At 51.7% G+C, this 13,925-nt stretch carries 13 protein-coding genes; 12 read left to right on the top strand and 1 reads right to left on the bottom strand.

Annotated features, from left to right (window positions below):
* Positions 1-134 precede the first annotated feature (134 nt).
* The 5 genes from L3D05_RS24465 (at position 135) to L3D05_RS24485 (ending at position 3,155) form a co-directional block, all read left to right on the top strand.
* Positions 135-1,211 carry a lactonase family protein gene (locus tag L3D05_RS24465; protein ID WP_239618998.1) on the top strand — a complete coding sequence of 359 codons (1,077 nt, stop codon included), beginning with the start codon at positions 135-137 and terminating at the stop codon, positions 1,209-1,211.
* A 59-nt stretch (positions 1,212-1,270) separates the two neighbouring features.
* Positions 1,271-1,552, top strand: coding sequence for a sporulation protein YabP (gene yabP / locus L3D05_RS24470; protein WP_239618999.1), 282 nt, complete (start codon positions 1,271-1,273; stop codon positions 1,550-1,552).
* Positions 1,549-2,142: a spore cortex biosynthesis protein YabQ gene (yabQ, locus tag L3D05_RS24475; protein ID WP_239619000.1), complete on the top strand. Its 594-nt coding sequence runs from the start codon at positions 1,549-1,551 to the stop codon at positions 2,140-2,142. The genes yabP and yabQ overlap by 4 nt, the downstream gene beginning before the upstream one ends.
* A 133-nt stretch (positions 2,143-2,275) precedes the next feature.
* Positions 2,276-2,584 carry an FtsB family cell division protein gene (locus L3D05_RS24480; protein WP_239619001.1) on the top strand — a complete coding sequence of 103 codons (309 nt, stop codon included), beginning with the start codon at positions 2,276-2,278 and terminating at the stop codon, positions 2,582-2,584.
* A gap of 124 nt (positions 2,585-2,708) precedes the next feature.
* Positions 2,709-3,155: a S1 domain-containing RNA-binding protein gene (locus L3D05_RS24485; protein WP_239619002.1), complete on the top strand. Its 447-nt coding sequence runs from the start codon at positions 2,709-2,711 to the stop codon at positions 3,153-3,155.
* 201 nt (positions 3,156-3,356) lie between these two features.
* Here L3D05_RS24485 and L3D05_RS24490 read toward each other — a convergent pair whose 3' ends face one another.
* The gene (locus L3D05_RS24490; RefSeq protein ID WP_239619003.1) at positions 3,357-3,500 is read right to left on the bottom strand and encodes a hypothetical protein; all 144 of its coding nucleotides are present in this window, start codon (positions 3,498-3,500) and stop codon (positions 3,357-3,359) included.
* A 57-nt stretch (positions 3,501-3,557) separates the two neighbouring features.
* Here L3D05_RS24490 and spoIIE point away from each other — a divergent pair, with 57 nt between their 5' ends.
* The 7 genes from spoIIE to nadA all read left to right on the top strand — a co-directional run bounded on the left by spoIIE (position 3,558) and on the right by nadA (position 13,920).
* Positions 3,558-6,101, top strand: coding sequence for a stage II sporulation protein E (spoIIE, locus tag L3D05_RS24495; RefSeq protein WP_239619004.1), 2,544 nt, complete (start codon positions 3,558-3,560; stop codon positions 6,099-6,101).
* A 542-nt stretch (positions 6,102-6,643) separates the two neighbouring features.
* The gene (locus tag L3D05_RS24500; protein ID WP_239619028.1) at positions 6,644-7,402 is read left to right on the top strand and encodes a vWA domain-containing protein; all 759 of its coding nucleotides are present in this window, start codon (positions 6,644-6,646) and stop codon (positions 7,400-7,402) included.
* Positions 7,386-8,309 carry a serine/threonine protein kinase gene (locus tag L3D05_RS24505; RefSeq protein ID WP_239619005.1) on the top strand — a complete coding sequence of 308 codons (924 nt, stop codon included), beginning with the start codon at positions 7,386-7,388 and terminating at the stop codon, positions 8,307-8,309. The genes L3D05_RS24500 and L3D05_RS24505 overlap by 17 nt, the downstream gene beginning before the upstream one ends.
* Before the next feature lie 78 nt (positions 8,310-8,387).
* Entirely contained in the window at positions 8,388-9,806 is a 1,419-nt protein-coding gene (gene tilS / locus L3D05_RS24510; protein ID WP_239619006.1) for a tRNA lysidine(34) synthetase TilS, read from the top strand.
* A gap of 136 nt (positions 9,807-9,942) precedes the next feature.
* Positions 9,943-10,482 carry a hypoxanthine phosphoribosyltransferase gene (gene hpt / locus L3D05_RS24515; protein WP_239619007.1) on the top strand — a complete coding sequence of 180 codons (540 nt, stop codon included), beginning with the start codon at positions 9,943-9,945 and terminating at the stop codon, positions 10,480-10,482.
* Positions 10,483-10,572: 90 nt separating this feature from the next.
* Positions 10,573-12,576: an ATP-dependent zinc metalloprotease FtsH gene (gene ftsH / locus L3D05_RS24520; RefSeq protein WP_239619008.1), complete on the top strand. Its 2,004-nt coding sequence runs from the start codon at positions 10,573-10,575 to the stop codon at positions 12,574-12,576.
* Between the two features lie 405 nt (positions 12,577-12,981).
* Complete coding sequence (gene nadA / locus L3D05_RS24525; RefSeq protein WP_239619009.1) at positions 12,982-13,920, top strand: quinolinate synthase NadA; 939 nt, start codon at positions 12,982-12,984, stop codon at positions 13,918-13,920.
* Positions 13,921-13,925 lie beyond the last annotated feature (5 nt).

Raw genomic sequence — 13,925 nt, forward strand, 5'->3', positions numbered from 1 at the left:
AACAAAGTGCCTAGGTGGGTTAATCCTTGAAATCCATGTCACTACCCCTTCGGAATAATTCCTAAATGTTGTATGATATTAGAGTTCCCGGTTCAATATGGGGGCTCTATTTTTACATAAGAGGAGCAGAATTCATGACCAAAGCTCACGAAATATGGATCGGCGCTTACGGCGCCAAGAACGAAGTAGGCATTACCCGGGTTGAACTGCTGACGGATACGGGAGAGCTTGTGAAAACCGCAGAATACGGTGGAATCGAGAACCCATCTTTTCTCCGCATGAACAAAGCGGGCACTCGGTTGTATGCGGTAAGCGAGACGGACGAGTACGTTGACGTAGACGGCGACAAGGCAGAGGGCGGTCAGCTTGCTTCGTTCCCTATAGACGCGGAGTCGCGCAAGCTAGGGCCGGGACAATACCATCCGACTCATGGGAATCATCCTTGCCATCTCTCATTGACGCCGTCGGAGGATTGGCTTGCGGTTTCGAATTACAGCGGGGCATCCGTCATGATGTATCCGATCGGTCCGGACACCAGGCCTCTGACTCCGGCCATTCGTTTCCGGCATACCGGCACGGGGCCGAATGCGGAACGCCAAGAAGGACCGCACCCGCATTCCGTCTTCTTCAGTCCGGATGGACAATATTTGCTCGTCGCGGATCTGGGGATGGATAAGGTCATGGTCTATACCCGTGGGCCGGAAGCAAATGAGTGGTCTGCCTTTGATGCCGCTACTGTAGAGCCCGGGGCAGGACCGCGCCATCTCGCCTTCCATCCGTCGGGCAAACAACTATACGTTGTGAACGAGCTTAATAGCACGATTACTCGGTTTGCCTATGAGCAAGGCAAGCTGGAGCTTCTCGACTCCTTATCGACGCTTCCCGCGTCGTTCGAGGGAGAAAGCTGGTGCGCGGAAATTTTGGTTTCGCCGGATGGGCGCTTCGTCTATGCCTCCAACCGCGGCCATGACAGTATCGCTGTTTTCCGGGTCGAGGAGCAGACGGGTGAGCTTCAGGCTTCGGGATACGTATCGACGAGAGGCAAGTTCCCGAGGAATTTCGCTCTCACTCCGGACGGTCAGTGGTTAGTTGCCGCTAATCAACATTCGGACTCTGTTGTTCTATTCCGAATTGAGCCGCAATCCGGCTTGCCGATCTATGCCGGAGCGGAGTTACACGTCAATAAACCCGTAAGCGTTCTAATTCGTTAAATGTTCTAATTCGTCCCTCTAGCCCATAGGCTAGTCTTAAAGGCAAGGAGGGACGTGCCATGGAACACGCCAAAGGCGTCAAGCAACAGGAGGTTCGTATGCTTAACCGGAAATCTCTCGATATTTCCGGTGTCAGCAACGTCGAAAGCTTCGATAACGAAGAGTTTCTGCTGGAAACCGAATGCGGATTTCTGACCGTTCGGGGGCAAAATCTCCATATGAAAAACTTGAGCCTCGACCAGAAATTCGTCTCGATCGAAGGGACTATCCACTCCCTTGTCTATTTGGACGGCAGCACGGTGAATAAGTCGAAGGGCTTGTTCGGGAAGCTGTTCAAGTGAGCGCGGCGGCTCAAGGGATGACGATCGCCTCCATGATGCTTTGCGGCGTGGCCATGGGGCTCGTCTTTGACGTATACCGTGTCGCTTCTCACCGTTTCCATATTGCCCGCTGGTTGCTTCCCGCGCTGGATGTGGTCTATTGGGCGGCGGCAACCTTAGGGGTATTCAGTATTTTGCTCGGCAGTAACGAGGGCGAAGTACGAATGTACGTCTTCCTAGGTCTTGGGATCGGCGTGACCGGCTACTTCGGCTTGTTCAGCAATGGGGTAGTCAAGCTGTCCGGCAAGCTCATCGATATTTTTAAATCGATATTCCGTTTCGCCTGGAAGCTGATTAACGCGCTTGTGTGGACCCCTTTACTGTGGATGGTTCGCCTCTTGGCGAAGGTGCTGGATATCTTATTTATCGTGACGGTAGCTATATTGCTGTGGGTAGGCAAGCTGCTTCTGAAACCTTTCGCCCGATTGGCGAGAGTGATGTGGCCTAAGCTACTGCCGATTCGAAGAAGGTTCTGGCCAATTATGCGGACGTATCGCCGCGCGCGAGAGAAGGCCAGTCAGATTCGCAACTTATTCCGAAAAAAACAGTAGAGATAGTTCGACAATTATTTTTACAGGAATGCGTCGGAAGAAGGATATTTCTAGGTGATCATATTATGCTATAATAATCGCGTCCCATCGTTTTGAGGGGCTGTTTTTGCAGCTTGGGAAAGGAGGCATCGGATTGTCTTCACGCACAATGACCGCGACACCTGTCATGACAGGCGCTCGCAGAAGACTGAAATTATTGTTATTCGTGTTGGTATTATTTATGAGCTGGGCTACATACGTACTAATCGTTCAATACGGGCAGATCAGCGATCGCAGAAGTCAATTGCATGAATTCGATCAGAAGCTAACCGATGCCCAGGCGAAGAACGAAGAGCTGCAACAGCAGATTGCCCGCTTGAATGATGACGAATATATTGGCCAGATCGCTCGTAAAGAGCATGGGCTAGGGCTTCCGGGCGAAGTTCCGATCAATACAAAATAAACTATCGTTCTATCCGGGGTAGACTAGCGTCTGTTGACCTTGCTTTGAATTGTCGGTTATAATTGGCATAGCCGGACTTATGCAGTTCGGGCACATTTAGGTTCAGGGAGGAACATCGGTTTTTATGGCCATCGAAGTGGGAACCAAATTGGAGGGCAAAGTTACCGGCATCACGCATTTCGGAGCTTTCGTGGATTTAACGGGCGGAGTTACAGGACTCGTTCATATTTCCGAGATTGCCGACAGCTATGTGAAGGACGTTCATGAGCACCTGAAGATTAATGACATGGTAACGGTAAAGGTCATTAACGTGGACAAAGACGGAAAGATCGGTCTATCCATTCGTCAAGCCGTGGACAAACCGCCGGAACAGCAACAGCAGCAGCAACAACCGCAACAACGTGGACCTCGCGATCGCGGTGGTCGTCCCTCCAAACCGGGTGGTTTCGGAAGATCCCCCTCTTTTGATGACAAATTGTCTCGCTTCCTAAAGGACAGCGAAGAGCGCATTTCTAATCTTAAGAAAAGTACCGAATCCAAACGTGGCGGACGAGGCGGACGTCGTTCGTAAGATATAAGATGATCCTAATTTTTTTCAAAGCCGGACCCCAGGGTCCGGCTTTGTTGTGTTTTCTGGACGATGAGAAAACTTTAACCCTCCGCATTCATTCGTGCCTATCCGGCATTGCGGCGCGGTTCGCGTCTGAGAGTGAGCGGCAAGGAGCGCCATTCGTAGTCGGATGAGGGCGTTTTTTTGCTGTCGGAATTGGAGTTAATGCCCGGGCTGCTTCTTGCCATATGGGGAATAACCTATGAGCACCATGGGTTTGGCGAGTTCGCGCAACCGGGCACGAGCATCCGCCCGATCCTGTCGGAAAAAACTTTTTTCCCGCCAACCGTTTCTGACAAACTTCATGAATTGCCCCCCCTATAATAAAGAACACAATTCAATCTGGTGAATGGGGTGTGCATCATGGACAAGCCGTCCGTCGTTCCCTTCGTACCTCGTACGGGGACCGGACCCTCTATTGTTCCCGACACAGGGCGCAAAAGTTGGTTTCAGAAGAAAGGGAAAGCCAAACAAACGCAAGGAGACTCCCATCCGCATTCGCTTCTAACGCGATGGGGGGAAGCCTTACGTACCCAGCAGTGGCTGCTAGTGGTTATCGGAGTCGGCTTTTTGTTAGGCAGAGCGGTCATGCTGGAAGGAATCGCACCCTTCGCGGCGGCATTTTTCGGAGTCATTCTTTATTTGCGAAGGGATTTGGCGTTCTGGGCCATGTTGTCTCTCGTAGCGGGCAGCTTCTGGGCGCTCGAACCGATGCCTGCGGTCATTTGCGCGGAAATTGGCGTTATTTATTTACTCTATCGAGGTTTGGTGCTCTATGAGCGCGCGGATTTATCCCATGCGCCTGTCGTCGTGTTCGCCGGGACGTTAATCGTTCGGTTATTCGATACGCTCCTTGTAGACAATACCGGTTGGTTGCCCTACGTCCTAACGCTCGTGGAAGCGGGGTTGGCTTTCGTGCTTACGCTGATATTCGTACATGCGCTTCCCGTGCTTACTAGAACGAGGAAAGCAACAGAGCTACGACACGAGGAGTGGGTAGGCGTTGCGATCTTGCTCGCTTGTCTTCTCACGGGCATGACGGGTTGGACGGTCTTCGGTGTAGCGGTAGCGAGCGTGTTGTCCCGTTATCTCGTCGTATTAACGGCATTCGTTGGAGGACCGGCGCTTGGGACCTCTGTCGGCGTGGTCGCGGGAATGATCCTAAGCTTGTCCAATCTTGGAGCGGCATCCGAGATCGGCTTGCTAGCTTTCGGCGGACTGATGGCAGGTCTCGTACGAGAAGGCGGGAAGGCAGCATCCATATTCGGGTTATTGCTAGGCACTTCGGTATTGGCGCTATACGGAAGCACTGTCGCGGAAACGATGGCTTCCACATGGTCGACCGTGGCGGCTTCGATTTTGCTGTTGATTACACGCCGTTCCCTACTGGAGTCTATATCAAGATATGTTCCCGGTACTACAAACTATGCACAGAACCAACACGATTATGCGCAAAAAGTAAGAGACCTGACGGCCGAACGGGTGGAAAAGTTTTCGGAGGTGTTTCGGCAGCTATCACGGAGCTTCCGCCAAATTACCCAACAAGGGGAAACCGTTAGGCAAGGCCGGGACTTCGATCATTTCGTCAATGAGGTTCATGAACGGGCGTGCGCGAATTGCCACCGTCGCAACTTATGCTGGGATGGACAATTCATCCAAACCTATAAGCTGATGACCGACATGATGACGGCGATCGAGGAGGAACCGGACTTGATGCCGGCTCAGATGCCGAAGTCTTGGAGCCGCGTATGCGTCAAGACGCCGCTCGTGCTAGATGTGCTCAAGCGGCAGTACGAGGTCTATCGGAACGACTTGCATTGGCGGCAGCAGCTACAGGATAGCCGATTTCTTGTGGCGGACCAGCTGTCAGGGGTTTCCCAAGTCATGGACGACTTGGTGAAGGAAATTCGTCGCGAAGCCAAACAGATGGATGCTCAGGAGAGGCAAATCCGTGATGCCCTCGACCGTCTGGGGCTGGCGATTCAGAATATAGATATTATTAACTTGGAGGAGGGGCATATCGATATTGAGATGGTGCATGCTTTCCGCACCGGGTATGACGAATGCCGCAAAATGATCGCGCCGTTGCTATCGGAAATACTAGGAGAAACGGTTACGGTAAGCCACGAGCGAAGCGGCGTTCCTTCCGCGCATTTAAGCACGGTGACATTCGCATCGGCCAAAATTTACGAGGTGGAGACGGGGGTGGCGGGAGCAGCCAAGGATGGCGATATGTTGTCGGGAGACAGCTTTAGCATGGTGGAGCTGGGCAACGGTAAATTTGCGGTCGCGCTAAGCGACGGAATGGGCAACGGAGTAAGGGCGCGCATGGAGAGCAGTGCCGCGTTGTCGATGCTGGAGCAGCTGTTGCAGTCGGGGATCGATGAACGGCTTGCGGTGAAGTCGGTCAATTCGGTGTTACTGCTGCGCTCTCCGGAGGAAATGTTCGCGACGGTGGATCTGGCGCTGATCGATCTTTATACCGCGCATGCGACGATGCTTAAGATCGGATCGACGCCCAGTTTTATTAAACGAGGGAGGGAAATTATTCCGATAGCCGCGAACAATTTGCCGATCGGTATTTTACAGGATATCGAGATCGATTTGTTGCGGGTACAGTTGCAGCCGGGGGATACGCTGATTATGATGACGGACGGCATTCTGGATTCGCCCGGTCATGCCATCAACAAGGAGCAATGGATGAAAAGAGTGCTGCAGGAGCTAGTTGCCGATGATCCACAGGACATCGCGGACGAGCTGCTCAATACGGCGCTGCGCCAATATCCGGGAGGAGTGAAGGACGACATGACCGTCGTCGTCACTCGGCTGACTCGCCATCAGCCGGAATGGGCCGCTTTCCGCTGGCCGGGCCTCAATCGGTTAGAGCGGCCAAGAACGGTTAGTTAAGAAGGTTGGTTAGTGACTTTTTGGTTAGTGACTTTATAGATGAGCGGTGTAAAAGGCCTCCCTTGTTGGGAGGCTTTTCGTGTGTTGGGGGGCTGGGTGAAACGAAAGTTTTAGCTGCCTATTAAACCAGACTTCGAACGTTTCCTTCACCCAACAGCACCTTCGCCAAACTCCTCCAACAGCCCGTGTAGTCCGGTAAAACCTAACTACAGCGCACCAAACTCCCCCAACAGCCCGTGCAGTCCGGTAAAACCTAACTACAGCGCACCAAACTACCTCAACAGCCTGTGTAGTCCGGTAAAACCCAATTGCAGCACACCAAGCTCCCTCAACAGCCCGTGTAGTCCGGCAAAACCCAACTACAGCACAAATAAGGAGTGTTAAATGTCAGCGTTGAGTTACCAGATGATCCTCCCCAGCCATACCAAAGACGATTCCGAATAGCTACGTCAAAATTAGCGAAGCTCGCTTCGAAAGGTTAAATCTCCCATTCCTTGGCGACACTCTTAATAGATTCTAGAAAATAAGAGGAGCGTGGAATGATGAAGCAAATCTTGCTCATTACCGATGGAGGATCAAACGTAGGCGAGAGCCCGGTCATTGCTGCCGCACAGGCTTATGCGGAGGGGATTACCGTAAACGTTGCGGGAGTCATCGATGATGGAACGATCGGGGAGTACGGATCGGTGGAGATTGCCGAGATTGCGAGAGCCGGTGGCGGAATTAGCCAGATCGTGACAAGTCGGCAGTTGTCCAGAACGGTACAGATGATGACTAGACAGACGGTAGCGGGGAGTATTCGGCAAGCCGTCAATCAAGAGCTTCGCCAGTTATTTGGGGTAGATAACGTCGGCTCTTTGCCGCCGCCCAAAAGGGCGGAAGTCGTGAAAGTCATGGAGGATATGGAGGAAACGATATCGCTCTCCGTGGCGTTGCTCATCGATGCTAGCGCAAGCATGAAGCCGAAACTACATGCCGTAGAGGAAGCCATTCGCGATCTTACCTTGAGCCTGCAGGCCAGAACGGGCAAAAGCCAAGTGTCCGTCTTCCATTTCCCCGGGGATTCCCAGCATGACTATTGCGTCATGGACGCCGGCTGGACCTCGAATGCCGCTAAGATCGGATCCTTATTCGGACGGATACGCATGAGAGGTACGACTCCGACAGGTCCGGCTCTTATGCAAGTCGTTGATTTTATTGGCGAGACTTGTGGTAAAATAAGCAAAACAGAGCTAGCGGAAGCGCCACTTCAAGCAACGCGTGGCGATCCGAACGAGGTGCGGAGTGACTACGTCGTCTGATAAGCAGCCCTTTCCGAAAGGAACGGTAATGAGGGGCAAATGGAACGGGAAGCTTTATCGGCTAGAACGGTTGCTTGGATTGGGTTCGAACGGACAAGTGTATTTAGCGACCTCGGGTCATCGGACCACCTTTGCGGTCAAGATTGGCCACGAGGCTGCAGAGTTGCAAGGGGAGGCAAATATACTAGCTTCTTTGGATCATTCCCAGAAGAACCGTCCTCCCTTTCTATTAGATGTAGATGACGCTATAGTGAATGGAACGAATGTTCCTTTCTATGTGATGAGATACGTACCAGGCATACCGGTTAAAGCGTATTTGCGGCAAAATGGTTCACATTGGCTCGGAGTCGTCGGCTATCGGCTATTGGAGCGTCTAACCCTATTGCATGAAGCCGGCTGGGTGTTCGGGGATATTAAGAGCGACAACGTTCTGATCGGAGAATACGGCAGAGTCGAGTTAGTTGATTTTGGCGGCGCTTCGGCCATAGGTCGCAGCGTTCGTCAGTTCACCGAGATCTACGACAGGGGCTATTGGTCCGCGGGGAGCCGAACGGCCGATCCGGCATACGATCATTTTGCGGTAGCTCTGTTGTGGCTGCATGCCCTAGATGGCAAAAGGCTAATTCAGTTAACGAAGACGCTGCTCCCGCAAAATCGACATCCCCGGGAGTTGATGAGGCTCGTGCAGAGTAACCCGTTGTTAAAGCCGCTCGAAGTTTGGATGGAGAAAGCTTTGGCAGGGAAGTTCGAAACCACAAGGGAGGCTAGCGGAGAGTGGAGAAGTCTAGTTCGGATATCCCAAGCTCCTAAGTCTCCGAGCGATCGCATTCCCGGTTGGATGGCAGGCATGCTTGGAGCTGCGATCGTGCTTAGCGTGACGGTCGCGGCGGTCTGGCTGTTGCAATAAGAGAAAAGCGAAGTTTCAGAAAGCGAGATTTTTAGCTATGTTCACTTTCTGAACAACCTCCAAAAAGGAGTAATGACAGTGCAAGCGCAGGACGATTGGAAACTCGACATCATGGCACAAGCACGCACGGATGGCTGGTGGCATGAAGAAAGCTCGGTTATCGCCGCGGTTTCCGGCGGTCCGGATTCTATGGCGCTGCTGCACATTCTGAGTACGATGGCGCAAGATCTACCTTTCACGATTGTGGTTGCCCATGCGAACCATCAATTCAGAGGCGCGGAGTCCGATGCGGAAGCACAGCTGGTGAGACGGTATGCCGAGCTGCTGGGATTGAAGTTCGAAACGGCCGAACTGGGCATGCCATCTTACATAGCGGAGACGGGGATCAATGCCCAGACGGCGGCTAGGGAGAAGCGCTACGAGTTTCTAAAGCAAGTAGCGAGCCAGTATAGCGCTTCTTACCTTTTAACGGGGCACCATGCGGACGATCAAGCGGAAACGGTACTGATGAGATTGATTAGGGGAACCGGGGTAAGCGGGCTTGCCGGCATCCCCTATCGTCGCAAAGAAGATCAATTGGAACTGATTCGCCCTCTTCTGCGTATAACCAAATGTGAGCTTCTGGAGTATTGTAAGCGAAACGGGGTGCCTTACGCGGTTGATAGCAGCAATATCGATCGGCATTATTTTCGCAATGCCGTTCGGTTGGATCTAATGCCCATGCTGGAGCAGCACAATCCCAGGCTGAAGGCATCGTTAATCAGACTCGCCGATATGGCGGGTGCGGATGATGCGTATATGGAAATCCAAACGCAGCGCGCTTTTCAAGAGGAGGTCACTCCATCTGGAGAAGGCTTCCGAATAGAGCGACGACGGTTCCGCAGCCTCCACGTCGCTTTACAACGCAGATTGATTAAATTAATATTAAATTGTTCTGCAAACCCGCGCCAAATGCTGGATTACGGGCATGTGGAGGAAATTCTAGCAGCGCTTCTACAAGATCGCCCTACTGTCACTCAATTGGATATTGGGGATGGATGGGTACTGATCAGGGAATATGAACAGGCCTATATCGGGCCCGCTCTTCCGGAATCGGTAAACTTTACGTATATCGTGACTGAAACGATGAACGCAGTGGATATCGAGGAAACGGGCGAGCAGATTCGGTTGGAGCGTCTGGAAGGAACTTGTTCCAGCTTGCCGGGAAACGAGCAAGAAGCATGCTTTGACGCTGACCAGCTCCAATTTCCCATTCGGATTCGAAGCCGCATGCCTGGCGATCTTATGCATCCTTACGGACTAAAGGGCACGAAAAAAGTGCAAGATATGTTCGTCGATGCCAAAGTGCCGCGTTCCCGCCGCGATAAGTTTCCGTTGCTGGTTGACGGGAAGGGACGAGTGCTCTGGATACCGGGTATAAGGCGCTCAAGCCATGCTTTGGTTACCGAGCAGACCCGAACGACATGGCGCTTTACGTTCTCTTCTCAGAAAGTATAATATTCGTTATGCTTATCTGATTCGTCTCCGACATCGACGTACGAAAGCCGTTAATGCTTGGTTAAGGACGAAAACTAGTGCATGATAAGAGTCATGCCATCATACCGTGTAATAATCTCACTGGGAGGTACCTTCTTTGCATAATGACATTCAAGAAGTTCTCTACTCGCAAGAAGTAATACAGAAGAAGGTACAAGAGCTGGGAGCGGCAATCAGCCGCGACTACGAGGGGCGTAATCCGCTCGTCATTTGCGTACTGAAAGGCGCTTTTATTTTTATGGCGGACTTGTCCAAGAACATTACGATTCCGATCGAACTTGATTTCATGGCGGTATCGAGTTACGGCAATTCCACCCGGTCTTCCGGTGAAGTAAAAATTATTAAGGATTTAGACGTATCCGTTGAAGGACGCGACGTACTCATCGTAGAAGATATTATCGACAGCGGTTTGACCTTGAGTTATCTCATCGACGTTTTGGAGCGCCGCAATGCGTTATCCGTGAACGTCGTAGCGCTGTTCGATAAGCCGGGACGCCGCACTTCCGATTTGAACGCGGATTATACCGGCTTTACGATTCCGGATGCGTTCGTCGTCGGATATGGTCTTGATTACGCGGAGAAATACCGCAATCTTCCTTATGTCGGCGTATTGAAGCCGGAAGTTTATTCCAGTTAAATCTGGCCGCCCTTGCGGCGGTGCATGATGATTGTGATGCCAAGACAGGCTATGGTAAAATGATGTAAGCGTGTCGAGAGGAGGTCAGGGATGAATCGGTTCATCCGTAACACAGGTTTCTACTTACTTATCTTTTTGGTGACTGTTGGTATCGTTCAGTTTTTCATTGGGAAGAACGAGACGACCAAGGAACTTAGCTACAGCGAAATCATTAAAGTGGTTCAAGAAGGCAATGTCAGCAAATTGACCTTGCAAATGCAAAGCGGTACTTACTTGGTAACCGGTGAGTATAAACCGAAGTCCTCGACCGAGAAAGGCGAGACTTTCACGGGGCGTGCGCCGGTGGCTGATTATGCCACGGAGCAATTCGAGAAGTTGAGCAAGGAAAAGGGTTTCTCGTACGAGTTCAAAAAAATGCCGGGACAAAGCTTCTGGCTGACATTTTTGACTTCCATCATTCCGTTCATTATCATGTTCGTCCTCTTCTTCTTCCTGATTAATCAGGCACAGGGTGGCGGCGGCAAAGTAATGAACTTCGGCAAGAGCCGCGCCCGTCTTTATAATGAAGAGAAAAAGCGGGTAACGTTCGAAGATGTAGCCGGAGCGGATGAAGAGAAGCAGGAGTTGGTCGAAGTCGTGGAATTCCTGAAGGATCCTCGCAAGTTCGCCGCTGTTGGCGCTCGGATTCCTAAAGGCGTTCTTCTCGTAGGTCCTCCTGGTACGGGTAAAACCTTGCTGGCTCGCGCCGTTGCGGGTGAAGCGGGCGTTCCGTTCTTCACGATCTCCGGTTCGGATTTCGTTGAAATGTTCGTGGGCGTCGGGGCATCCCGTGTTCGTGATTTGTTCGAAAACGCGAAGAAAAATTCGCCTTGTATTATCTTTATCGATGAGATCGATGCCGTTGGACGTCAACGGGGCGCAGGCCTCGGCGGCGGACATGACGAGCGTGAACAAACGCTGAACCAACTCCTCGTGGAGATGGATGGTTTTGGAGCTAACGAAGGCATTATTATCGTTGCCGCGACTAACCGTCCTGACATTCTCGATCCAGCCTTGCTTCGTCCGGGCCGTTTCGACCGTCAGATCACGGTGGATCGTCCAGACGTAAAAGGCCGCGAAGCGGTTCTGAAAGTTCACGCACGCAACAAGCCGCTTAACAAGGACGTACGCCTTGGCACGATCGCCAAACGGACGACCGGATTTACCGGAGCGGATCTGGAGAACTTATTGAATGAAGCGGCGTTGCTTGCTGCTCGCCGGAATAAGAAAGATATCGCAATGCAGGAAGTTGACGAGGCGATCGACCGCGTCATCGTCGGTACCGAGAAGAAGAGCCGGGTGATCAGCGATCGTGAGAAGCGTATTGTAGCTTACCATGAAGCGGGTCATACGATTGCCGGATTCTTCCTTGAGCATGCCGATACGGTGCACAAAGTAACGATCATTCCACGCGGGAAAGCTGGCGGATACGTCATCATGCTGCCGAAGGAAGATCGTATGCTCGTCACTAAGCAAGAGCTCCTCGACAAAGTCACTGGTTTGCTTGCAGGCCGTGCAGCCGAGGAAATCTTCATCGGGGAAATCGGCACGGGCGCTTATAGCGACTTCAAGTCCGCGACAAGTATCGTGCGCGCGATGATCATGGAATACGGGATGAGTGAGAAGCTCGGAACGATGCAATTCGGTAGCTCCCAAGGTCAAGTGTTCCTAGGACGAGATATCGGACATGAACAGAACTATTCCGATGCGATCGCTTACGAGATTGACCAAGAGATGCAGAGCATTACGCGTGACTGTTATGATCGCGCTAAGAAACTGCTTACCGAGAAGAGCGATGAGATGCACTTGATCGCGAAGACATTGCTCGATGAAGAGACGCTTGATCTGGATCAGATCAAATCCCTCATCGAGAAAGGCGTAATCGGATCAAGCGAAGACGGAGAAGGTTCCGCAGCGGAGGAAGAATCCAAAGCAGAACCGATCGTGGATACGCTAGGCAACGTCAAAGTACGGATTCAAACCCGTGAAGACGAGCCGCTGGCAACTATGCCGGATTTGCGCAAGGACGATGAAGGCTCCGACGAGCCTAAATAAGATTAGTTACAGTCAACAGGGGGTTCCCGCGCTTAACGGCGTGGGGCCCCCTGTTTTTTTGTACGGTTGAGAAAGCTGCGGGAGCGCGTGAGGTCGAGGGACCCAAGTGGCTGGAGGCATAGCTGTAGTCAGGCAAAACCGGACTGCAAGGTGCAATAGAGTGGAATCAGTAACTGTAGTTGGGTAAAACCGGATAAGAGGCGGAAAGCAATTGCGCGCAGAGAGTTAATAAATGCCAAGAAAAAGGGCTTCCAATCGTTGCAAGATGAATTGACAGCCTTATCTGGCAAGTGTAAATTAAGTGTTAATGAACGAAGTCCTTTTCGTCCACACTACAGACAGCATCCCCGCCATGTTTGTGCATTCATTCACAAACTATCGGTTCATCTTAGGGAGGTATCATGCATGGAAGCTTTAGCCTTAGAGCGCAAAGCAGAGCAGAACCGCGAATTACGCGAACGGCTTATGCAGCTTAAGAAGGAACGTAATGCTATTATTCTCGCTCATTATTATCAGCGCGATGAAATACAGGAGGTTGCGGATTTCCGCGGAGACTCGTTCCTCCTCGCACAGAAAGCGGCGTCGACGGATGCGGACGTGATCGTATTTTGCGGCGTACACTTCATGGGGGAAAGCGCCAAGATTCTTGCGCCCCACAAGACTGTACTCGTTCCGGATGAACGAGCAGGCTGTCCTATGGCGGATATGGTTAATCCAATCGGTCTTAGAGAGCTGAAGGCCAAGCATCCGAATGCTAAGGTCGTCACTTACATTAACTCTTCGGCGGACGTAAAGGCAGAGACGGATATTTGCTGTACGTCGGCTAACGCGGTCAAGGTCGTCAATTCAGTCGATTCGGACGAAATTATTTGGTGCCCGGATAAGAACTTAGGACATTACGTTGCCCAGCATACCGACAAGAAAATGATTATATGGGAAGGTTACTGCAACACTCACGACATGCTAACGATTAAAGATGTCGAGGAAATGCGGGCCAAATACCCGAATGCGGAATTCGTCGTTCATCCCGAATGCCGTCCGGAAGTCGTAGCGATGGCCGATTTTGTAGGAAGCACGACGGGTATTTTGAAACATTGCCGTGAATCGAGCCGCAAAGAATTTATCGTCGGCACGGAAGACGGAACCGGATATCAATTACGGCTGGACAGCCCGGATAAAACCTTTCATTTTGCATCTAAATTCCTCGTTTGCCCGAACATGAAAGTAAACAATCTGAAGAAGGTTGTTAAAGCGTTGGAAACGATGCAACCGCAAATTTATGTGCCGCAGGACGTTGCGGACAAAGCCCGTTTATCGCTGGAGCGCATGCTGCTGGTTAAGTAGCCTGC

The sequence above is a fragment of the Cohnella mopanensis genome, from assembly GCF_022352055.1.
GTDB lineage: Bacteria > Bacillota > Bacilli > Paenibacillales > Paenibacillaceae > Cohnella > Cohnella mopanensis.

Bases quoted from the DNA above. Each gene is read 5' to 3' on its own strand.
- L3D05_RS24465 (WP_239618998.1), top strand. From the start codon at position 135: ATGACCAAAGCTCACGAAATATGGATCGGCGCTTACGGCGCCAAGAAC.
- yabP (WP_239618999.1), top strand. From the start codon at position 1,271: ATGGAACACGCCAAAGGCGTCAAGCAACAGGAGGTTCGTATGCTTAAC.
- L3D05_RS24485 (WP_239619002.1), top strand. From the start codon at position 2,709: ATGGCCATCGAAGTGGGAACCAAATTGGAGGGCAAAGTTACCGGCATC.
- L3D05_RS24490 (WP_239619003.1), bottom strand. From the start codon at position 3,500: ATGAAGTTTGTCAGAAACGGTTGGCGGGAAAAAAGTTTTTTCCGACAG.
- spoIIE (WP_239619004.1), top strand. From the start codon at position 3,558: ATGGACAAGCCGTCCGTCGTTCCCTTCGTACCTCGTACGGGGACCGGA.
- L3D05_RS24500 (WP_239619028.1), top strand. From the start codon at position 6,644: ATGAAGCAAATCTTGCTCATTACCGATGGAGGATCAAACGTAGGCGAG.
- ftsH (WP_239619008.1), top strand. From the start codon at position 10,573: ATGAATCGGTTCATCCGTAACACAGGTTTCTACTTACTTATCTTTTTG.
- nadA (WP_239619009.1), top strand. From the start codon at position 12,982: ATGGAAGCTTTAGCCTTAGAGCGCAAAGCAGAGCAGAACCGCGAATTA.